This is a genomic window from Microcoleus sp. A2-C3, from assembly GCF_036706065.1.
GTDB lineage: Bacteria > Cyanobacteriota > Cyanobacteriia > Cyanobacteriales > Microcoleaceae > Microcoleus.
Genome location: NZ_JAUBVX010000004.1, coordinates 69,078 through 90,929, shown reverse-complemented (window position 1 = coordinate 90,929; position 21,852 = coordinate 69,078). Strand labels below are relative to the sequence as shown.

Here is a 21,852-nt window from a genome sequence, read left to right as displayed (position 1 = left end):
CGGCTTGCGAAACCTCGGCCACCAGCAACTGTGAAGGCAAAACCTTCGGTTGACTGCTTTCGCTGAGGTTTTTTCCCGTTAAACTCATTATTATAAGGTGCGCTTCCCTCTTCTGAAAGGCTGACCGGACGCTGCCCTGTGAAAGCACAGTCGGGATAACAGACTTATTGATAGATGTAAAATCTAACTCGCTAACATAGGAAAGACATAGGAGATAGGCTAATGGTCAATTTAGGATTGAACTTGAGCAGCCTGTTAGGGATCATCCTAGCAGTAGCAGGGGCAGGACTGTACTTTCTGCGATCGTGGCGTCCCAAACTAGCCCGAGACCACGATATTTTTTTTGCAGCAGTCGGCTTGCTCTGTGGCGGTATTCTGTTATTTCAAGGATGGCGGCTTGACCCAATTCTGGCATTCGGTCAATTTTTACTCGCAGGTTCCGCCATATTTTTTGCAGCCGAAAGCATCAAACTGCGGGGAGCTACCACAGCCCAAGCTAAAAGTCGCTCCCAATATGTAGATGAAGAGCGACCTGTCAGTAACGCCTACGCTTACGATGGCTACGATAGCGACCTCGACCAGATAGAAGCAGAGGAAGACTACCCTCAGCGTCCTCGGATTCGAGGTAGTCAAGACAATCGTTCCTCGCGGGAATCCTACGACGATGAGCCCCGCCGCCGTCCTTCGTCGAATCGCAACGGTAGCGCGAACACATCTAGGGAGTCGATCGATCGATCGTCCTCACGCAAACGTCCCTCCCGCCCAGAAGCCCCGCCAGCCCAAGGGTCTGACAACTGGGACGTTTCAGACAACCCCGAAGAAAGACCTACCCGCAGCCGCAGCAACCGCCCCCCTGCTTCGGAAAACCGCAGTTCTGACGCGCCGCCGAGAACCAAAAAACCCCGTCCTGCGGAAGGGTCGAGGTCTCGCCCCAGCAACCGCGACGTGGAAGCACCGCCGTCAGACTACGTGGAATATCGACCAGTAGAATACCCGGAAGACCAACCGGATAATTCCCCCAGTTTCGACAAATAGGCAAACATATAGCCTTTCTCAGAAAGATGAGGTACGCGAACGGCATAGGGCATAGGGCATAGGGCATAGGGCATAGGGCATAGGGCATACCTCACTTTTTGAGAACCGCTATAAGTAGGTGGGTAAAACTCAACATTTCTCGCGCCAGCAAGGCAAAAATCCAAGTTGCGTTTATTGATGCCCATCTACTTATTCTCAGACCATATAATGTTTAAATAACTATAAAATCCGATTTTAGAGGCAGCTCAATCAAGTAATACTAAAAAAGCAAAATTCATGCAACATTAGCCGTAGCCTTAGGGTGTGTCGCTATCCACCATCTTTAAGAAAGATCGACAATCTCATAGCGACGCACCTGGGAGCTTCGATAAACCTATAAGCAAGCCCCAATAAATTATTGTAGCAAGCTTTTTTATAATGGTATAAAATACAAATAAAAGCTAATAAAAAAATACTCTTTAAATCTATTTAATAGTATTCCTGTAAAATAACCTTTGTCAGGTTCGATCGCAAAAAATACAACCTCTGGAACTAACCCAAAGTACAATAGTCTAGAATATAAAATCTCAAGTCTAAAATCTAAAATCAGCAATATGCCATTACTAGAAATAGGAGATCCGGCGCCTTGGTTTTCCATAGCTGCTTCCAATAACCCCTTATTTCATTTCTCGACGGTTGGCGGCCGGCGAAGTGTGCTCTTTTTCTTTGCCAGCACAGCTTTCGCAGAAGTTCAAGTTATGCTCAAAAGCTTTGAAGAACTTTCAGCAGAATTCCAAAACTTGCAAGTACCGCTATTGGGAGTTAGCGTTGATACAGCAGACCAAGAACAAGACAGACGGACAACAATTGCTCCGTCATTCATATTTTTCTGGGATTTAGACAAAAAACTCAGCCAACAGTACGGCGTTTGTCGAGATATCGAAGAAAATGGAGTAGTCGGAGTTCACTATGCACCCCAAACTTTTGTTCTCAACGAAAACCTTCAGGTAATTAACATTGTCCCGATGGGAGACCCCCACCAACACGCGCTGCAAGTATTGGATTTTCTCAAAACTTTGCCCCCCTTCGAGGTAGCCAGACAGGCGACTCGTCACGCCCCCGTATTGGTAATTCCTAACGTTTTGGACAAAGCTTCTTGCGGCGCTTTGATCGATATGTACAAAACTCACGGTGGCAGTCCCTCGGGCTTTATGAGGCAAATAGACGGGAAAACTGTTGGTATTCACGACGATAATTTCAAGAAACGTCGAGATTTTTTTATTAAAGACCAGGATTTGCAGCGACAATTGAGTGCGATTATTCTACGCAGGGTGGTACCGGAAGTAAAAAAAGCTTTCCAGTTTGAAATTACTCGGTTTGAACGGTATTTGATAGCTTGTTATGATGCCCAAAGCGGCGGTTATTTTCAGGCGCACCGCGACAATACGAGCAAAGGTACGCTGCACCGCAGGTTTGCGATGACTTTGAACTTGAATGTGGGGGAGTACACGGGGGGATTTTTGCGGTTCCCGGAGTACGCGCCGCACGGTTATAAAGGGGATTCTGGCACGGCGATTATTTTTTCGTGTTCTTTGCTGCATGAAGCGACGGCGATGATTAGCGGTGAGCGTTTTGCTTTGCTGTCTTTTTTCTATGGCGATGAGGATGCTGTGGTGCGGGACGCTAATGTTAAGTATATTGTCGATCGCTCGCCAGAAGATTCGAGAATTGTCGAAACTGCTGGCTGATCTTAGTTTGCCAACAAAACTCTGGCCCGATAAGTCGATCGATTTTCCGAAAACTCAGCTACAGGCGAAATCTTAAAGCAATCTCAAGCTTAAATTTATCAATACCCTTCTCCAAGTCTTAAAATAATTACAGGCCACAGTTAGCAGTTAACCCGAAAACTTAACTGCTACCTGCTGATAGTTAAAAAATACTAATTCACGATCATGAATTTCAAACTTCTAAGTTTAGCGGTATCAGGAATTTTAATAGTTGGGGTTCCAGTCAGGGCTGCTGCGGTTGTGAAGGTGCTCCCCGGACAGCAGGAGGAAAATTTAGCGGAATTTAACTCCGTGCGTTTCCCAGGCGCGATCGCCCAAAATGTCGAAGAACAAACAAATATTCGGGTTTACGAAAAAGCCAGTCCTGCGGTTGTTACCGTCGATACAGCTAAATCTAACGGTAGTGGCACAATTATCAGCCCCGACGGCATGGTGTTAACCAACGCCCACGTTGTTTCCGCCGGCGGTACGGTGAATATAATTCTGTCAGACGGCAGAAAACTGGTCGCCGATGTCGTTGGATTCGGCGAAGATGGTCTAGACTTAGCGGTGGTAAAGATTCGCGGTCAAAACAATTTGCCGACAATTCCTTTAGCCCGTCCCGGTTCGATAAAAGTCGGACAACAAGCATTTGCGATCGGCAATCCATTCGGTCGATTTCAAGGTACTTTGACAGTCGGAATTGTCAGCCGCATTGACCCGCAGCGGGGCTTAATTCAAACCGACGCCGCCATCAATCCCGGCAATTCAGGAGGCCCGCTGCTTAATAGTTCTGGAGAATTAATCGGCGTCAATACTTCTATTTTTACTCGCGGCCAAGGTGGAGGCAATATCGGTATCGGTTTTGCAATTGTCATAGACAAAGTACCAGCTTTTTTGACAGCGGTGCGAGAAGGGCGAGCTCCCCGCGTGGCTCAGAGGCGATCGGCCTTTGGCAGCAAATCACCTCAAAAAGTTGCGTTAAACGGGCCCGCCGTCACGGGCAAACTTACCGACAAGTCTAGTATTCTGCCCGCAGACAACAGCTTTTTTGACCTCTACTCCTTTGAGGGCAAAGCGGGCCAGCAAATCACAATAGAAATGAAGAGTCAAGAAATTGACCCTTATTTAATTTTGCTCGGACCAGGCGAGCGGGAAATCGCGCAAGATGATAACGGAGCGGGCAATAAAAACGCCAGAATTACACTCAGGCTACCAGCAGATGGCACTTACACGTTGCTGGCAAATTCCAACGAAGCTAGGCAGTTGGGGGCTTATACGTTAGAACTGAAAGCGAGTGCTCCTACGGCACCTTCTCGGGCGATTTTGCAAGAAGAAGGCGCTTTAGTCGCAGGTGGCGCGGTATTGCCTTCTGATAACAGTCTGTATCGCGAGTATACTTTTGAAGGTCGATCGGGTCAGTCTGTAGTGATTTCCCTCGAAAGTACAGATTTCGATCCCTATGTGGCTATATTTGGCCCTAACGGCCGATTGGTGGCAGAAAATGACGATGCGAGCGATTCGACTAAAAATGCGTTTCTGAGCGTTACTTTGCCAGCTACGGGTCGCTACCGCGTGATTGTCAATGCTTATGATGCTTCAGGTCGGGGTCGTTACAGTCTAACTATCCGTTAAAAATTGGGCATTGGGCATTGGCCAAACAGGTCATTGGGCATTGGGCATTGGCCAAACAGGTCATTGGGCATTGGGCATTGGGCATGGGTAATTGGTAATTGGCAATGGAGCGATTTTTTTCTTCCTTATTTCCGATTTATTCTTTCTGATTTCTTCTTCCCTATTCCTCCTGTCAACTGTTAAGTGTCAACTGTTAAGTGTCAACTGTCAACAGTTAACTGTCAACTGTCAACTGTCAACTGTCAACTGTCAACTGTCAACTGTCAACTCTTCCTTCGTTGCACATCGAGGTAATTCATGGGTCAAATTAGATTTTGGGCGATCGCGCCAATGGCTCTACTAGCTATTTTTTCTGGGAAAGCGACTCTTTCGGTACCAGTGTCAAATTCAGGTGGAGTTACTAACAGCAGTTCCACGATTGTTTCAGCAGAATTTCCTCAAAATTCAGATGATGCGAGTCATACTGACAAGGCTGTTTTAGCTCAAGCAAGCCCCAACCCGTCGCCAGATCCGTCGCCAGATCCAAAGCCCTCGCCAACTCAGGCTCCAAATGTACAACCTTCGCCGAGTCCTGCTGGGGGATCGTCTAAGGTCATTTTAGAGCAAAAGGGAGAACTCACTACTACCAAGTCTTCTGTACTGCCCTCGGACAGCAGTTTGTACGACGAGTACACCTTTGAAGGAACTCAGGGTCAGAAAGTGGTTGTCACCGTAGAAAGTAGCGAGTTTGATACTTATCTGGCTATTCTCAACTCCCAGGGCGAGCTACTTGGAGAAAATGATGATGTCACGCAGCAAAATTCCAATTCTGAGCTGACTGTTACCTTGTCTGCTAGCGGTCGCTACCGCGTAGTTGTCAATGCTTACGATCCACCTCCAAAAGGTAAAGGTAAGTACAATTTGACCATCCGCGAAGTAACTGGAAATTAATTGGATCTAAATCCAGAATCTATTTCGATGACTTAACTCGATTTTCACGTTTTGCAAGCAGGAATTCAGGTTAAGAATGGATGATTATCTATTTTTGTACCAGAAAAAATTGGTTTAAAGCCTCTCTCTTTTAGGGGGAAATTAAAATCAGATGATTCATTACTCCAATCCTCTTCCTTCCAGGTAGAAGTAGCTGTCAACTGTCAACTGTCAACTGTCAACTGAATGAACTGTGTTTTAGGGAGAAGATGTATATGATGTCGGGCAAATTACCCTAATAAAGCTGTTTGATTGTTCGGACTTCAGTCCTCGGATGATGAGGAATTGAAGTCCAAACGATCGAACCAATTTTATTGTGTCGTGGGATGTGACATGATATTACGCATTAGTGGCTATCAACCGAGTTATGCTGAATTTAACGCAGTCCCAGCCAGGTGAAAAAATCCTGGCGGGTGAAAAATTCTAGCAGCAAAAGTGCCACGAATCCCACCATTGCAAATCGTCCGTTGATTGTTTCGGCGTAGGTATTCCAGCCAAAAGCTGGTTCTACTGGTTTTAGGGTATTGGGAGTTGTCGGTTTTGGGGATGGAGGTGTTTTAGCAGTCATTTAAATGTTTTGAGTTGCGAGTTTTGAGTAGTGACTTTTGGGAAGATTGCCGATCGCACAACTTGTAATTTACCGGAAAACGACAGCCGATCGCTAATCTGCCGAATTTTCTAAACTTTGCACCGATTCGATCAGATTTCGCACGGTTTCGGTACCTTCGGAAGGCTCAAAGGACAGCGGGAATTTGCCGCGGGCGATCATTCTCAAACCCAACGGGCCCAGACTCAGCAAACCTTGAACGTCGCGAAAGTAGTTTCCGACTACTTCGATGCCAAATTTGCGCTCGTCTATCCAGCCACCTTCTTTGACGAGATTAATTAAGACTTTGCGGTGGCGGATCGATCGACTGGCTTGGTCGTCTTTGCGATCGAGAATCTCCTGTTTAATCTTACCAATTTGATCCATCGGCGCAACTTCCATCGGGCAAACCGAGTTGCAGTAATAACAGCGAGTGCAGCCCCAGACGCCTGCGGTACCTTCGTTGTATTTTTCGAGCCGATTTTCGGTTTCGCTGTCGCGGGAATCGGCGATCGTGCGGTAAGCTTTGGCGAGGGCGTGGGGGCCGACAAATTCGGGATTGACTTCACGGGCGTTGCACTCAGAATAGCACGCGCCACAGAGAATGCAGTTGCCAGTTTGGTCGAGTTTCGATCGCTCTTCGGGAGTTTGCAGAAATTCGCGTTCTGGAATTGCTCGCGAGGCTGTGCTGATATATGGTTCAACTGCTTCCAGGTTGTCCCAAAAACTGGTCATATCAACGACCAAATCTTTAATTACCGGCATATTTCCCATTGGGGCGACGGTAATTTCTGGGATGAAATCGGCAGGCTGTTCTGCTGAACTAAAATTCGCTATTTTTGCCAATCTTGCGAGTTCGCTACCGACATTTTCTTTGCAAGCTAAGGCGGAGCGTCCGTTAATTCGCATAGAACAACTACCGCAAATGGTATTGCGACAATTTTTGCGATAGGCTAAAGTGCCGTCTTGTTCCCATTTGATGCTGTTGAGACAGTCGAGGATAGTATTGCTTTCTTCCACGTTTAGCGTGTAAGTGTGAACGCGGGGAGCCTCGTTTTGATTTTGGCGGACTACGTTAAAGCGGACTTGCATATTTTGATTGAGAAATTTAGTGTCCATTTTAAGCGCGATTTTTCGATTCTATCAAAAGCTATTAATTCTTTTAACATCTACCTCAAGTAGTAGATTTAACGGTTTTTTTTATGGTTTGGTAACAGGGAATACTTCGCAAGTCATAAATCATCAATCGCAACTTTTTTCAGCGGATTTTTGATGGGTTAATGGAAGAGAGAAGTAATTGACTGGTACAGTTCGGGAGTTGGAGGTGCTGTGATGTCTAGCTTGTTTGTTTTAACTTTTATGTTTTCAATGCCGGCTTTTTGTCTGGGTCTGGTCAATCCGCAATGGGTGGGAATGGGCGATCGCAAGTTATCTATAAGTTTATACGGCGTTTTGATGGCAGTTTCGTTCGTTTTGGTGGGAGTGACAGCAGCTAAGCCGCCGCAGCCAGTAGCTTCGGTGTTGCCAGTCTCAACTGAATGGCAAGAATCTATGGTCAGCGAACCTTTGCGCTGAACGTAGCTGCGCGCGCACTTCACGTTTCTGGTAGCGTTACAAAGAATTTTACCAGGACTTACGTCCGAGGGGCGATAAATCGGGTTTTTTAAGGAAAATAACTTGGTTTTAGTCATTTACTGCCATTAAAAACCCTGATTTTTAGGGGTCAAAGTGCGATCGCGAACTTTAGGAAAAAATCGCGGCTTTAGTCAAGAGAAATACACTCAAAAACTGGGTTTCACCAGCGTCGGGTGTCGGGCGTCCTATATACTTTGTTTTGTAAATTATAGGGATTTGTGAGTTGGCCTGCCGATAGAGAAGGAAGTTAACTTCTCAGTCTTGGACGCGCACGAATTAAGGTCATTATGTTTAATTTTTTAATCTTAAGCTTTTTATTGTCGATCCCTGCCTTCTTTCTGGGCCTTGTTAATCCGAAATGGGTGGCCGCACCAACCCGCAAGCGATCGATCGCGATGTACGGCGGGTTGATGGCGTCTTCGTTTGTACTTGTGGGCGTCACCGCACCGAATCCACCTCAGCAAGTTTCGGTGGCGGATCGGGCCCCAACCACTCCGCTAATATCATCTCAAACGCCTAAGCCGTCAGTGATTTCGGCAGCGCCGACACCCCAGCCGGAGACTGTGAAAACGCTATTACCAGCACGGAAAGCTGCAATTTCTGCGGCGGCACCTGCACTTGTCAAACCAGAGATCGATCGCAAATTGCCATCTTCAGTCAAATCTGTTGAACGAACCGCAGAGATTGCTCTTGATGCACAGCAGCCAAAGAAAGATATCAAGAAAGTGAACTACGAGTCTTCTAAACCCAAGGTGAAAAGTGCGGATTTTCCCAGTTGCGTTAACTCGGATTGCAACTGTTCTGATTTTGCGACTCAAGCCCAAGCGCAGCGAGTGTTAGAGGCATATCCTGGCGATCCGTTTAAGCTCGATCGAGATAAAGACTCGATCGCTTGCGAAACGTTGGGTTAGATTTGCTGTGCCAAAACCCTCGGTTAATGCTGGGGATTTTTTCGGTGATTGTACTGATTTGAACCAGGAAATCGATCGGCTAAAATTATGTAATTGCTGAGCTTCCGCTGTATTAGTAAGGTGCATCTATGACTTACAGCTTGAGAATTGTCGATTTGCCTCCCGGTGAACGTCCACGGGAACGGCTGATGGCCGGTGGCCCGAAAAGTTTGGCGACGGCGGAATTGATTGCGATTCTGCTGGGTACCGGTCAGGGAAAAGGTAAACTTTCGGCCGTGGGGCTGGGACAGTATATTTTAAATCAGTTGAGCTTGCACCAGCGCGACCCTCTGGCTGTGCTGCGTGGCATTAGCGTCCAGGAGTTGACGCAGATTCACGGGATTGGGCCTGCTAAGGCAACGGGGATTTTGGCTGCGGTGGAGTTGGGGAAGCGGGTATTTCAGTCGCGGCCGCCGGAAATGGCGGTGGTTGACTCTCCCCAAGCAGCGGCGGATGCGCTAAGTCAGGATTTGATGTGGCAGTCTCAGGAACGTTTTGCTGTGGTGCTGCTGGATGTCAAGAATCGGCTGCTGGGAACTCAGGTAATTACGATCGGCACAGCTACGGAAACTTTAGCTCATCCCAGGGATATTTTTCGGGAGATCATCCGCCAAGGGGCGACACGGGCGATTATCTCGCACAATCACCCATCGGGGAGTGTGGAACCGAGCCCGGAGGATATTGCTTTGACGCGGCAGTTGCTGGCGGGAGCGCAGTTTTTGTCGATTCCGCTGCTGGATCACTTGATCTTGGGAAATGGCGACTTTCGGAGCTTGCGGCAGACGACAACCCTTTGGGAGGAGTATCCCCAGGGCGATTGAACTATTATACTTAACTAACTTCATTGCTATGATTAGTTATTTGTATCTTTGGGCTGTCCGAGGGCTGAATCAGCCGTGAGAGTAGGCGAATTTTCTGGCTGGAGTCCCGGATGACAGCGTGTTTTGGCTAAATGTCGCTGGTGATACTTAGTTTCGATCGCAACTCGGTTAGTCTAGTATAAGTAAGCTGAAGAGGTCGCTAATCCGATTTTTTTAAAGCATACTAAACGTATAATGAACCAGCACCTAAATACCCAATTATTAAGAAACCATGAAATTGGGTATAAAATACACGGCGTGGTGATAGGAGAACAACTGTGTTTCTGAGACTTGCAGAACAACACCGTAAATTCGTCCAAGATTTGGTAATGAACCTTCAGGCTTTGGCGATCGTGCTAGAGCGTCGGGGTTATCTGGCATCCTGCTACACTTGCGGGGGTCAGATGAACAGTGCCTCATTTATGGTCAGTTTGACGGACAACCATCTGATTCGGTTTTTGGTGTCAGATTACGGAATTACTTGGACTGAGATGCGGGACGATCGCGAATTGATGAAACTTGAAGGTGCAGAGGCGATTAGTCAGTTACAAGAACTGGCCAATCTCGTAAAGTATCATATCCAACCTTCGGAAGCTACTTTAGCGACGGCGCAGCGAGTTTAGCGATCGCACGCGCACGGTTCCGAGGAAGGCTAAGCGCTAAAGTTAGTCGATTTTAAATTTTAGATTTTAGATTGACTCCATAGATTAATCTGGGAGTTTGAACTATGGTCTAAAATTTGGGTGTCTTCACTACTTAAGTCGAAGGCTTGTACCTGTTTTTGAGCGCGATCAGACGGCATACTTTATAGAAAAATTCTGAGAGTTGAAACCTCTAGTTTTTTTGCAGTAGTTCATAGAAAAACTCGGTAAGTGGGAAACGAGCGAGACTTTAGTCCTGAGAGGAAAACGGCTCGGCGGTTTCAACCTCCTTGAATCTTTCCATTACCGCCTTGGGATTGCTTGGCTAGGGGTACTTTTGTGATGTACTTTCACGCTTGACAATTGCCATTTCAAGCTTCGCAATCCTGTACGCATAATGTTTGCTCGCAAGCGAGCCTCCCTTTCGGGGTGATGTTAGCTTGTCGGTCAATGTTTTGAGAGCTTTTTAGACCTGCAACACTGTTTCAGTGACTTTAAAACTGTTTAATTGCAGATGACAGAGCAAGGAACTAGCTTCGTATTCCGGGGTGTCGTGACTCAAAAAATGTAGTCAGTTAAGACTTAGGCTGGTCAGAATAGCTTGGTTCAACTTTCGTCTTACAAGCTCAGTGTCTTTAGACCTGAGTTCCTGACTCTCCCTTGAGAGCGATTGGCAAAATCTGGAAGTGCCACTGCTCGTCAGCTCCAATGTTAGTTTCCCTCTTTGGCATTCCAAAGTCAAGGAATTGAAATTAACTTTGAGTAGGCAAGTAAAATTTAACATCCAGAGTGAGGATGAGGCTGTGAAGATTGGGTGAAAAGCACCTTCGGGGTGTGACGTGCCGACGAATTACGTTTGTTTTTTGCTTTTCGATTTAGCGGATCAAACTAACAACTAACTTGAAACAGCATCACTGCTGTAAAAATCTCACAGCCGGCTTTAGCCGGCTAAGTTTTGTGTAAATATAGACTTCTGGGCAATGTTTTGCGGTCTGGTTAAATTGTTCTTTGAAGTGTGCGATCGCAGTTGCCATACTAAGTATTTTATAATATTTTAATAATTAGTCCGAAAAATTTTATCGCCAAGCTGGGAATCAAAATCAAATGGTAAATGTAAGCGAAGTTCTAGAGCCCATCGCCAGCCAATTTCGCAGTCTGGGAATTCCCGAACCGATTACCCATTGGGGACATCCTGTCATGATGGGGATTGTGGTTGTGGCAATGGGCAGTTTCGTTGGGTATACGGGATGGCAGGGACGTTTGGCTGCCGATAAGGATGTCGCGCTCAAAAGTCGATCGGATCATCGTAAGCTAGCACCGTGGATGTTTTTATTTCTAGCTTTGGGCTACACTGGTGGCTTGCTGTCGCTGGTAATGCAGCACCAGCCTGTCATGGAAAGCCCACACTTTTGGACTGGTTCGGGAGTGCTAGTTTTGCTGGCTGTTGGTAGCTTAATTTCGCTGACGGGTTTTGGAGGCAATAAGCTAGCCCTGCGCGCGGTTCATGCTTATTTGGGCACGACGGCTTTAGCACTTATGGTGTTGCACGCGGCTTTCGGTTTAAAATTGGGTTTGTCTATTTAAGCTAAGCTGTTGGGGATTTAAATTGCATATTCGGGGTGATGCTCAGAGCAACGCCCCACAAGAGTTTGATTATTTCTTGATATACAATTTAAATACTAGACCTCTTGCATAAATCTTTGATTGATAAGTCAACCGCAGATGCAAGGTAGATAAACGCAGATCAACGCAGATAATTTCAAGATAGTTTGCGAATGAGTGCAATCTTATCTGCTGAATAGGTTATCAAAGCGAATTTTTTTCTATTTTCTGAGCTTAATTTGTTAGGCTTTGGAAAGCAAAATAAACTCTATTTTTGACAGTAAAAATTGCTAATTACTAATTAATGAATCAAGCAACGGGTGTCATTTTCTGTCTTGCCTACATTTTGGGATTGATTTCTACAGGGGTTTCTTGGGGTAGATACGGGATACTTGCTTTGGGAATAGCCGTCGCATTCGCTATGCCTAAATTGTTGTTAAAGTATGCTAGGAATTCTCTCAAAACCACTAAAAAAAGACGCAGCAGACAAAAAGAAAATACTGTTGAAGAACGCTTGGATGCGAGGGAAGAATTGAGTTTTCTGGAGATGCTGCCGAGAGCAAAATGGGTGTGGGCAGTGACCGGTTTAACGGCATTTCTCGCTAGCTTTTATTTGGCAGTTCGATCGCCCCAACCGACAATTAATGACATCAGCAAACTGATTCCGGCGGTTGGTAACACTCAAGAAGTGGCGGTGACAGTTCGCGGTAGACTTGCCAGTACGCCCCGATTAACTCGATCGGGTCGAGCGCAATTTTGGCTAGACACAGATATAGTGAGCGAAATCAACGGCGGTGAAGGAGGAGTAGTCGTCAACCGCGAAGTATCCGGGAAACTCTACGTGACAGTGCCTCTGCTGCAAGCAACGGGCTTGTACGCCGACAATACGATCGCAGTTGTAGGTTCGTTGTACAAACCGCAGCCACCGTCGAATCCGGGGGCTTTTGATTTTCAAGCATATTTAGCTAGAGAAGGGGCTTTTGCAGGGCTCAAAGGGCGTCAGATTGACTGGAAGAGAGAAAATGCGATCGCGGATGTGAATCGACTTAACAGCAAAACGGCTGCTTTCTGGGAGTCAACCGGGATGCAGCCGTCGCCAATTCAAGCGATGCGGATGCGGATCGTGCGATCGCAACTATCGCAGTTAAATGTTCCCGAAGGGCCGTTGATCAGTGCGATCGCCCTAGGCAAACAAGCGGTTGATTTACCTTACAACATCCGCGACTATTTTGTGCAAGCTGGGTTGGCTCACGCGATCGCAGCTTCCGGCACTCAAGTTTCGATGGTTTTGGCTTTAGTTTTGGCTTTAACTAGGCGTTTTTCCAAACAGTTACAATTTTGTTTTGGCGTGGGTGCTTTATTTTTGCTGGTGGGATTAACAGGCTTTGAAGCTTCAATCTGCCGCGCCGCTTTGATGGGATTTGGCACACTATTTGCTTTGGTACTAAGTCGCGAAGTTAAGCCGTTGGGATTGCTGTTAATCGCTGGGACTATTTTACTGCTAGTTAACCCTTTGTGGATTTGGGATTTAGGTTTTCAATTGAGTTTTTTGGCAACTTTGGGGTTAGTGGTGACAGCACCGCCACTGATGGCAAAATTGGATTGGATGCCGCCTGCGATCGCTTCGATTGTTGTGATTCCCATCGCCGCTTCAGTTTGGGTGCTGCCACTGCTACTTTACGTTTTTAGTGTGGTATCACCTTACAGTATTTTAGTCAATATTATTGCGGCTCCTTTGCTGTGGATTTTGAGTATTGGTGGGATGGTTAGCGCTTTAGCAGGATTGATTTTTCCGCCGGCTGGTAGTGTTTTGGTGCAAGTGTTGGAGTATCCTGCAAGGTGGTTAATTGCGATCGCCCAATATTTCTCGCAATTGCCCGGTAATTCGGTAGCTGTAGGTCAAGTATCGGTGTTTCAGCTAATCGCGCTTTACGGTTTAATCTGCTGGGTTTGGCTGGGGGGAAGAAGGAAGAAGGAAGAGGGAAGAGGGAAGAAGGAAGAGGGAAGCAGGAAGAGGGAAGCAGCAAGCAGGAAGCAGGAAGCAGGGAGAGGGAAACAGGGGAAAAGCAGAGTTTTTGCACTGCGGATTTCTTCGGCTTGGATTTTACCGCTGGCGCTGGTGGCGGGAATTAGTATCATAGCTTTGCCAGGTTGGCACAGTCAGACATCTTTGTTTCAAGTTACTTTGCTGGCGACATCTGGCGAACCAGTTTTGGTAATTCAAGATCAGGGAAAAGTGACGCTAATTAATACCGGTGATGAAAATACGGTGCGGTTTACGGTGTTGCCTTTTTTGCAGCAGCAAGGAGTTAATTCTGTGAATTTTGCGATCGCCACTCACGGCCATTTAGGTTTAAGTGGCGGTTGGGGAAAATTACTAGGACGCTTGCCAATTAAAACATTTTATGATAATAAAGATTCCAAACAAATTCACCGTGGCAACGATGGGAAATTTATGACGGCTGTGCAATCGCAGCAAGGCGTTTACTTTCTTTTAGAAACTAACAGCACGATCGATCTGGGTTCGACGCGGTTGCAGTTCGTGGATGCGGAGATTCCGGTAGTAGAATTATTGGTGAGGGGGCGTACCTGGTTGATTGTCGGTGACATGACACCGGAAGCGCAAAGTATGTTATCAAAGAGATTAGCAGCCGCAGGAACATTGAAGCGGGCGCAAGTGCTGTTGTGGTCGGGAAAAACCCTGACAGCCGAGTTATTGGAGGCAGTTAGCCCGCAAGTGGCGATCGCATCTTCAGACGAAATCGACCCAGAAACCGCCGCCCAACTGCGCCAAAGCAAAACCCAGATTTTCTGGACTGGGCGCGACGGAGCCCTTCAGTGGACGCCAACAGGGGGATTTAAGACGACTCTGGAATCTGAAGAAAATCAAACTTCTTTTCTATAAAGATTTACAATGTGGCGCACTGTAGGGTAAGATACTTTTAGCTTACATCTCAAGTCAATTGGAGAGGTGGCAGAGCGGTTGAATGCGGTAGTCTCGAAAACTACTTTAGGAGCAATCTTAACGTGGGTTCAAATCCCACCCTCTCCGTACATCTAAACGTCAAATGCACCACAAGCACCTTATTAACCTAGGGTGCTTGTGCTGTATCTAACCCAACTTCCAACCTAGGGTGTGCAGTACACGCCTTATTTATACTGGGAAAGATCGATCGCCCAACTACGGTATTTTCGCACAGTATTGGGTAATTGACATACTCCCCGCCGTAGAACGGACGGGGATTCTTGACGGTTCATCGCAACTTGCTACCGAAGTTGTCTTACTGTCGCTCCCCGTCCGTTTAAAGTCTCCCCATGCCCTTCAGGGCGACTACAATCAAATAATTTGATTGTTGAAGTTATTCCTCCTGTACTTGAAAACTGTTGTATATCATGTCCTAAGAGAACGCTCAAACAGGTTTTATTACGGGTAATGTAACGGGCATGATGTGAGTATGGTGCATCTGAGTTTTGCATTTGTAGTGCGAATTATTAAGCTCGCACCGTAAAAAAAAAATCTTTTTACGAAAATGAGATGCTCCCTGCGACTCATTGAAACTAAACTACACAAATATGACTTTTATGAACTCAAGAATATGACTTTTATGAACTCAAGAATATGACTTTTATGATTTGACTTTAACCAAGCTTTTATGTATAATTAGTACATCAACGTATCACAGCACTGAGCAACAATCATAAAAGTCGATCGAAATCCAAGATACTAGATATTTCTATAGATTGACAACCGGAGCATTTTCATACCATAGCCGATTTACTCCACTCTGCCAGGGAATGCTTACCCGAAATCAAAGCCTCAAAACAATATTAAACTCAGGAGAACTAATCATGTATCAAAATCCTCAAAAAATAAAAGGGCCGCCACCAATTGTTTTTATTGTTGCATTTGCTTTAATTGCTATTGGTGCATTCAAGTTTATTCCCAGCTTATTTAATGGTGGCAATTCAGATACATCTGCTAGCGATACTCGGATGAGTTTGGGAAACAAAATATTGGTGCAATCGCAAACCACAGCAGGAAAACAAGCAGGTATCAAAGCTTTTGCTGAGGGAAATTACAAAGAAGCTGTCAAAAAATTTCAGGCATCACTGCAACAAAATCGCAATGATCCAGAGACCGTAATTTATTTGAATAATGCCAAAGTAAATAATGACAATCCTCTGAAAATTGCCGTCAGCGTTCCCATTGGCAACAACCCGAATGTAGCGCAAGAAATTCTGCGAGGAGTAGCTCAAGCTCAAGACGAAGTTAATTCTAGAGGAGGCATTAATGGTGCGGGTTTGCAAGTTTTGATTGCGAATGATGACAACAATCCAGATGTTGTTAAAGAAGTTGCAACCGGATTCGTAAATGACCCGAAAATTTTAGCAGTCATTGGACATAATGCCAGCAACGCTTCTCTAGCTGCTGCTCCCATCTATCAAGAAAAAAAATTGGTGATGGTGACACCAACTAGCTTTGCTAACAATTTATCAGGTTTTGGCAGCTACATTTTTCGGACAGTCCCCGCGATTCAATCGATGGCGGCTCCTTTAGCAGAATATATGGTTAAGAAAGCTGGCAAAACTACTGTTGCTATCTGCTATGACTCTCAAGCTCCCGATAACATATCGTTTAAGGATGAATTTGTAGCGTCGCTTTCTGCTTTGGGTGGTAAGGTAGTGCCTACGGTTTGTGACTTTTCAACGCCGACTTTTAATTCCAGCGCTAGCGTTGCTGATGCTGTTAGCAAAGGTGCACAAGCGTTAATGATAGCGCCTCATGTCGATCGCATCGATCGCGCGATCGACCTAGCCAAGGCCAATCAAGGCAAATTACCACTCTACGGCAGCACTACGATGTACACCTTTCAAACGGTAAAAGACGGGCAAAAAGACGTTGACGGGCTGATTTTGCCAGTTCCGTGGCATCCTGACACCAATCCCAATAACCCATTTTCTAAGAATGCGAGTCAGCGGTGGGGAGGCGTGGTGAATTGGCGCACCGCAACGAGTTTTGACGCGACTCAAGCTATCATCAGCGGTTTGCAGAAAAGCAATACGCGGGAAGGATTGAAACAAGCACTCAAGAATCAGAATTTTTCGGCTATGGGTGCGAGTGAAGATGTGAGGTTTTTGCCAACGGGCGATCGATCGGGCAAACCGATTTTAGTACAAGTTCAGCGCCAAGGAAATGATTACAAGTTTTTGGCGCTGCCGTGATTGGGTTGATCGATAGAGCCACCGCTGATTTGAGGCAGATTAACACAGATTAACGCAGATAATTACCAGATAGGACAGTGAATGGGAATTCAAGTTTATTTTGGATTGCTGTCCACGGAAATGCCCGATCGATCTATAATGAGAATTGTTATCATTCGCAAATTAGCAATTCTCCATGCAAGCGACATCAGCAGCCACGCCGCCCCAAATTGATTTAGCTTTAATCGGCGCCGGGCCCCACGCCCTGACTCTGACTGCACACATATTGCAAAAGCGCAATAGTCTGCGGGATAAACTTTTAGCATTCGATCCGAGCGGCGAATGGGTGACTGAGTGGCGGAGGCAATTTGCAGCTTTAGAAATTGGACATTTGCGATCGCCCGCTGTGCACCACCCAGATCCCAACCCTTACCAATTGCGGAGGTTTGCCGAAAATCGCTCCTCCGAATTGTTTCCACCCTACGATTTGCCGGGAAGTCGGTTATTTGAGGAATTTTGCGCTGATACAGTTAAACGGTGGGATTTGGGCGATCGAGTTATTAAAGCAAAAGTCACCCGCATTCAGCCTCAAGCCGGCCGTTTCTGCCTGTGGTTTGAAGATGGCAAAAGTGCGATCGCCCGCCGAGTAATTGTCGCCGCCGGCAGTGGAAAACCCCATTTACCAGCCTGGGTAAATCAAATTCAAACACAGCATCCCGCCGAAAGAATTCGCCACTCTAATCAAGTAGATTTACGAAATTTAGAATTATCAGGAGAACAAATATTAATTGTCGGTGGCGGGCTAACTAGCGGACATTTAGCAGTAGGAGCAATTGCTAGAGGAGCAAAAGTCCTGTTAATGACGCGGCGCTATTTCCAAGAAAAATTATTTGATGCGGACGCTGGTTGGTTGGGGCCAAAATATCTGAAAGGATTCGCCGCTGAAGCTGATTGTCATAAACGTTGGGAAGCTATTCAACAAGCTCGCAATGGCGGATCGATGACACCGGAAATTATGACACAGTTGCGCAGGTTGTCCCACAGCGAAAAGCTGACATTTCATGAACAGTGCGAAGTTGTTGGCGTTCGGTGGGAAAATAATAGATGGACTGTTGATTGTAGCGATGGGGAGAGCTTATTTGTCGATCGCATTTGGCTAGCAACTGGCACTAAACTAGACATTACAGCCGAGCCTTTGTTCAAGGAAATGCTAGAAACCTATCCCATTGAAATAGTTAAAGGTTTGCCAGTTTTAGACAAACACCTGCGTTGGCCTGGGTGCGAATTATTTGTGACTGGTGGTTTAGCAGCGCTGCAAGTTGGCCCAGTGGCGAGAAACCTTTCAGGGGCGAGAATGGCGTGCGATCGCATTGTACCAGCGATCGTCAAATCCAGCGTTGCACTCTCGCCCGCAATAATTAGAACAACCGCTTAACTATTGCAACTTAACAGCAGCCCGCTGAATTGGCAAAACTTCATCCAATGTCAATTCGCGATCGGCTGTCAGGTGACTGGAACAGCAAATTGTGCTGAAATAAAGAGGACGACCGACAACTTGAGAAAAATGCTGTTCCAAAAGTAAGCGAGAAGTGATATCGCCCAACAGTTCAGAGATATCCTTTGTCAACTGTTCAGTATCGTCGCGGTGAGTAATTCTGAACTGAAAAGGCGTTTTGCCGATCGACTTTTTAATTTCCGTATCAAAAGCATCATCTTTCCCAGCCACAAAAGCCGCAGACTGAGCTGTCAAAAATTGCCAAGCTTCTGGGAACATCTCGCGAATCTTTTCCAGGGGATTTCCTGTTTCGTAAACTAAAGTAGCAGTTTTGCAATCCATGAATCCGACCTCGGGTAGTTAGTAGCGTGTCTCAACTATTTTTAGTTTTTGACCTTGATTATTATCTTCCATAGTGGCAACTAAATCAAGAGGTTTTGATGAAAATTGTTAAAAATTTATAACTTTTAACAAATGATGTATCTCAGTTTACCAATGACTAATAGACTTCTTGCCTAAATATTTGATTGATCGATCGACCGCAGATGTGAGGCAGATTAACACAGATAAACGCAGATAATTTGCAAGATAGTTTGCGATTTTTGCAATCTTGTCTAATGACCATTGACTAATGACCAATGAGCAATTTGTTCATTTCCAATACCTGCGCCAGTGAAACAAATTCTCCCACAAATTCTGGATAAAAGTATTGCTGCGGAGGCGCTGCGACTCCCAAACAGCAGCAGTTTGACCGTTAATTGCCGAAAAACTTGACCAAATATAAGGAAGTTCCGCGATCGCCTCAACCTTCATCCCGTGACGGACAGCAAGGGCGATCACATGAATCAACTCAGCAGCTTGTGGCCCCACAATACTCGCTCCCAAAATCTCCCCATTGCGCCGCCCGACAATCTTGCAAAAACCCGTTGTATCCCCGGACATTTGAGCTCTTTCAACATTCTTGAAATATTCCCGACCAACAATCAAATCGTCTCCAAAACGTCGTCTTGCTTGCGCTTCAGTCAAGCCAACCCTCGCCAACTGCGGGTCAGAAAAAATCGCCCAAGGAATCCCGCGATAATCTATTTGATACATCGGCAAAAACAAAGCATTTTTCACAGCAATCGCAGCTTCGCAATTAGCAATGTGAGGGAACGAATAACCCCCAGCAACATCACCGATCGCATAAATCCGCGAATTAGTTGTTTGCAGCTTTTCATTTAAAATCAACCCGCGATCGCTAAATTTAACTCTAGCCGCTTCCAGATTTAATGATGCAAAATTATGCTGGCGGCCCGCGGCGAGAAAAATCTCCTCAGTCTCGATCGCCCTTGGCCCAGCTTGAATCCACTTTTTACCCTCAATCAGCCTAGCTTGAGTCACCTCAGTAGCAGTCAGAATCCGCACTCCTTCGGCTTCCATTGCAGCTTGAACCAAGCCAGCAGCCTCTCGGTCTTCTTTCGTCAAAATGTGGGAACCCTTCACCACAAGCGTCACAGCCACCCCTAATCGAGCAAAAGTTTGAGCGACTTCGACACCGCTGGGATCGGCGCCGATTACAGCCAAACTTTTAGGTAACTTTGGAAGTTTTGCTAATTCCCCGACAGTTTCCGAAGTAAAAAAGCCGACAGACGAAAGTCCTTCAATATTGGGAATTGCAGGCATTGTTGGACAAGCTAGCAAATAACAGCGCGATCGCAATTTCCTGTCACCCACAATCAAAGCCAAATGCGGTTTGGTAACAAACTCGCAGCTACCAAAAATAATATCGACCCCGCGAGCAGCCAAAACGCCGAGATCATCAATTTCTTCTAAATTAGCAACAACACCCTCGGCCCACTTCTGAACCCCATCAAACCGCAATTCGATCGGCATTTCCGAATTAGCCACTTCCCACCGAGCCCCGAACTGTTGGCGGCTAATCTGCTGGGCAAAACGAGCAGCCTCGCTCAAAGTTTGGCTGTATCTTAAACCAAGGTCGATCGACTCTTTCCCCCCAGTCGGCAAATCTTGGGAATTACTTAACGGTTGCACCAAAGCAACGCGGGCCGGGAAATTAGTTGCAGTCAAAGCAGCATAGCGTCCGGCCGGAGTTCCACCAATAATCACTAAATCATAGTCAAGCATAAATAAAGAAGTCAGTAGTCAGTAGTCATTAGTCATTAGTCATTAGTCATCATTCATTAGTCATTACTGGAAGCATCCCGATGAGTATAAAAAGCGTTTTTTAGGACTGGTTTGGAACAGCGATTTAGGCAATAAGTCTCATAAAATTGGTTCGTAGTGAGGACTTTATTCCTCATAAAAATCAGAGGACTAAAGTCCTCACTACAAACTTTTTATTATCCGTAATTTCCGAGTTAACGACTAATGACATCGGCAAGTCCAGAAATCAGCCGCAGATTGTCCGCCCTTGAGCGCACGGCTACTCGAAAATATCGATCGCCCAACTCAGGAAAACTCAAACAATCGCGAATCAAAATCCGGTGTCGTTGCAACAGACTTTTTTGAATCGCAGCCACCGACACCGACGACTCAACCAACAAGAAATTAGCCGCCCCAGCCATTGGCCGCAAACCTGGTAAATCAGCCAAACCCTCAAATAGCTCTCGGCGAGCCACAGGCAGCCAATCCCAAGTTTGCCGCTCAAAAGCAGTATCTCGCACCACAGCAGCAGCAGCAGCCGCAGCCAAGGCATTCACAGGCCAAGGATCGCGAAGCAACTGCCAGCGGCGCAGGATGTCGGGATGGGCGATCGCACATCCCATCCGCAGTCCCGGCAGAGAATAGAATTTAGTGAGCGATCGTAAAATCACCAAATTCGGAAACTCCTCAACCTGTGTGATCGAACTTTGCTGCTCTGCTGGCGGTAGAAAGTCCATAAAGGCTTCATCCACCACCACCATACCCAACTGCTCCAAATAAGGCAGAATCGCCTCCCTAGCGAACAGCAAACCCGTCGGATTGTGCGGGTTGTTCAGTAGCAAACCTCGATCGGCATCCAGAGCAAGAGGAACCGGGATAGCCAGAGAAGGGGAGACAAGGGAACCATTAGAAACCGACAAATCATCCGTTACCAACCCGCTGCCAGTCTCCCAGTCCAACGATTTGAGATTCAAAGGACAATCCAGCACCTGCGCCCCGAAAGCCTTCAGAGCCCGCAAGTAATCGCCAAAAGCCGGAGTCACCAAATAAGTCGCCTCCAGCTTCGACAAATCCCAAGCAGCCCAAGTCAACAATTCCGCCGAACCATTCCCCGGCAAAATCCAATCCGGGTCAACATTAAACGCCTCACCCAAAGCAGTCCTCAGCACTCCATAATCCGGGTCTGGGTAAGCCGTGAGACTGCTCAAATGAGCTTGAATCGCAGCCAGGGCAGACTCAGGAGGGCCCAAAGGACTGATACTGGCAGAAAAATCGAGAATAGCAGAGGGAGGGCAGCCAGCCAGTGCGGCTGCCCAAGCTAAATTCCCACCGTGTACAGGTCTAATCAAGAC

Annotated in this window: 18 protein-coding genes and 1 tRNA gene; 13 read left to right on the top strand and 6 right to left on the bottom strand. The window is 46.4% G+C overall.

Annotated elements, in window-relative coordinates:
* Positions 1 to 222: 222 nt before the first annotated feature.
* From QUB66_RS04060 to QUB66_RS04045, 4 genes are all read left to right on the top strand, one after another.
* Entirely contained in the window at positions 223 to 1,035 is an 813-nt protein-coding gene (locus QUB66_RS04060; RefSeq protein ID WP_265239333.1) for a Ycf66 family protein, read from the top strand.
* 593 nt (positions 1,036 to 1,628) lie between these two features.
* A complete protein-coding gene (locus QUB66_RS04055; RefSeq protein WP_332966448.1) occupies positions 1,629 to 2,762 on the top strand; it encodes a redoxin domain-containing protein in 1,134 nt (377 codons plus the stop codon).
* 204 nt (positions 2,763 to 2,966) lie between these two features.
* Positions 2,967 to 4,415, top strand: a complete 1,449-nt coding sequence (locus QUB66_RS04050) for a trypsin-like peptidase domain-containing protein (RefSeq protein ID WP_265239331.1) — start codon at positions 2,967 to 2,969, stop codon at positions 4,413 to 4,415.
* A 297-nt stretch (positions 4,416 to 4,712) separates the two neighbouring features.
* Positions 4,713 to 5,345: a pre-peptidase C-terminal domain-containing protein gene (locus QUB66_RS04045; protein ID WP_332966446.1), complete on the top strand. Its 633-nt coding sequence runs from the start codon at positions 4,713 to 4,715 to the stop codon at positions 5,343 to 5,345.
* A gap of 415 nt (positions 5,346 to 5,760) precedes the next feature.
* Here QUB66_RS04045 and QUB66_RS04040 read toward each other — a convergent pair whose 3' ends face one another.
* The 3 genes from QUB66_RS04040 to QUB66_RS04030 all read right to left on the bottom strand — a co-directional run bounded on the left by QUB66_RS04040 (position 5,761) and on the right by QUB66_RS04030 (position 7,661).
* On the bottom strand, positions 5,761 to 5,952 hold the full coding sequence (locus tag QUB66_RS04040) for a chlorophyll a/b-binding protein (RefSeq protein WP_332966445.1): 192 nt from the start codon (positions 5,950 to 5,952) through the stop codon (positions 5,761 to 5,763).
* A 93-nt stretch (positions 5,953 to 6,045) separates the two neighbouring features.
* Positions 6,046 to 7,062 carry a succinate dehydrogenase/fumarate reductase iron-sulfur subunit gene (locus QUB66_RS04035; protein ID WP_265239328.1) on the bottom strand — a complete coding sequence of 339 codons (1,017 nt, stop codon included), beginning with the start codon at positions 7,060 to 7,062 and terminating at the stop codon, positions 6,046 to 6,048.
* A gap of 185 nt (positions 7,063 to 7,247) precedes the next feature.
* A complete protein-coding gene (locus tag QUB66_RS04030) occupies positions 7,248 to 7,661 on the bottom strand; it encodes a hypothetical protein (protein WP_332966444.1) in 414 nt (137 codons plus the stop codon).
* 306 nt (positions 7,662 to 7,967) lie between these two features.
* Between QUB66_RS04030 and QUB66_RS04025 the strand changes: the two genes are divergently transcribed.
* The 9 genes from QUB66_RS04025 to QUB66_RS03985 all read left to right on the top strand — a co-directional run bounded on the left by QUB66_RS04025 (position 7,968) and on the right by QUB66_RS03985 (position 18,295).
* Positions 7,968 to 8,516 (top strand): excalibur calcium-binding domain-containing protein, encoded by a 549-nt coding sequence (locus QUB66_RS04025; RefSeq protein WP_332966442.1) that lies wholly within the window; start codon positions 7,968 to 7,970, stop codon positions 8,514 to 8,516.
* A gap of 128 nt (positions 8,517 to 8,644) precedes the next feature.
* Positions 8,645 to 9,376: a RadC family protein gene (gene radC, locus QUB66_RS04020; RefSeq protein WP_265239449.1), complete on the top strand. Its 732-nt coding sequence runs from the start codon at positions 8,645 to 8,647 to the stop codon at positions 9,374 to 9,376.
* 317 nt (positions 9,377 to 9,693) lie between these two features.
* Complete coding sequence (locus QUB66_RS04015) at positions 9,694 to 10,038, top strand: DUF1815 family protein (protein WP_106149494.1); 345 nt, start codon at positions 9,694 to 9,696, stop codon at positions 10,036 to 10,038.
* Between the two features lie 1,122 nt (positions 10,039 to 11,160).
* Positions 11,161 to 11,640 (top strand): DUF4079 domain-containing protein, encoded by a 480-nt coding sequence (locus QUB66_RS04010; protein ID WP_265239448.1) that lies wholly within the window; start codon positions 11,161 to 11,163, stop codon positions 11,638 to 11,640.
* A gap of 322 nt (positions 11,641 to 11,962) precedes the next feature.
* Positions 11,963 to 14,563: a ComEC/Rec2 family competence protein gene (locus QUB66_RS04005; RefSeq protein WP_332966441.1), complete on the top strand. Its 2,601-nt coding sequence runs from the start codon at positions 11,963 to 11,965 to the stop codon at positions 14,561 to 14,563.
* Positions 14,564 to 14,623: 60 nt separating this feature from the next.
* Positions 14,624 to 14,710 (top strand) — tRNA-Ser (locus QUB66_RS04000).
* 82 nt (positions 14,711 to 14,792) lie between these two features.
* A complete protein-coding gene (locus QUB66_RS03995) occupies positions 14,793 to 15,008 on the top strand; it encodes a hypothetical protein (protein WP_265239220.1) in 216 nt (71 codons plus the stop codon).
* A gap of 499 nt (positions 15,009 to 15,507) precedes the next feature.
* The gene (locus QUB66_RS03990) at positions 15,508 to 16,881 is read left to right on the top strand and encodes an ABC transporter substrate-binding protein (protein WP_332966439.1); all 1,374 of its coding nucleotides are present in this window, start codon (positions 15,508 to 15,510) and stop codon (positions 16,879 to 16,881) included.
* Between the two features lie 175 nt (positions 16,882 to 17,056).
* On the top strand, positions 17,057 to 18,295 hold the full coding sequence (locus QUB66_RS03985; RefSeq protein ID WP_332966436.1) for an FAD/NAD(P)-binding protein: 1,239 nt from the start codon (positions 17,057 to 17,059) through the stop codon (positions 18,293 to 18,295).
* On the opposite strand, the gene QUB66_RS03980 is transcribed toward QUB66_RS03985, so the two are convergent.
* From QUB66_RS03980 to cobD, 3 genes are all read right to left on the bottom strand, one after another.
* Complete coding sequence (locus QUB66_RS03980; protein WP_332966434.1) at positions 18,296 to 18,697, bottom strand: hypothetical protein; 402 nt, start codon at positions 18,695 to 18,697, stop codon at positions 18,296 to 18,298.
* A 309-nt stretch (positions 18,698 to 19,006) separates the two neighbouring features.
* On the bottom strand, positions 19,007 to 20,482 hold the full coding sequence (locus QUB66_RS03975) for a dihydrolipoyl dehydrogenase family protein (protein ID WP_332966433.1): 1,476 nt from the start codon (positions 20,480 to 20,482) through the stop codon (positions 19,007 to 19,009).
* A 233-nt stretch (positions 20,483 to 20,715) separates the two neighbouring features.
* Positions 20,716 to 21,849: a threonine-phosphate decarboxylase CobD gene (cobD, locus tag QUB66_RS03970; RefSeq protein WP_332966432.1), complete on the bottom strand. Its 1,134-nt coding sequence runs from the start codon at positions 21,847 to 21,849 to the stop codon at positions 20,716 to 20,718.
* Positions 21,850 to 21,852: the final 3 nt, after the last annotated feature.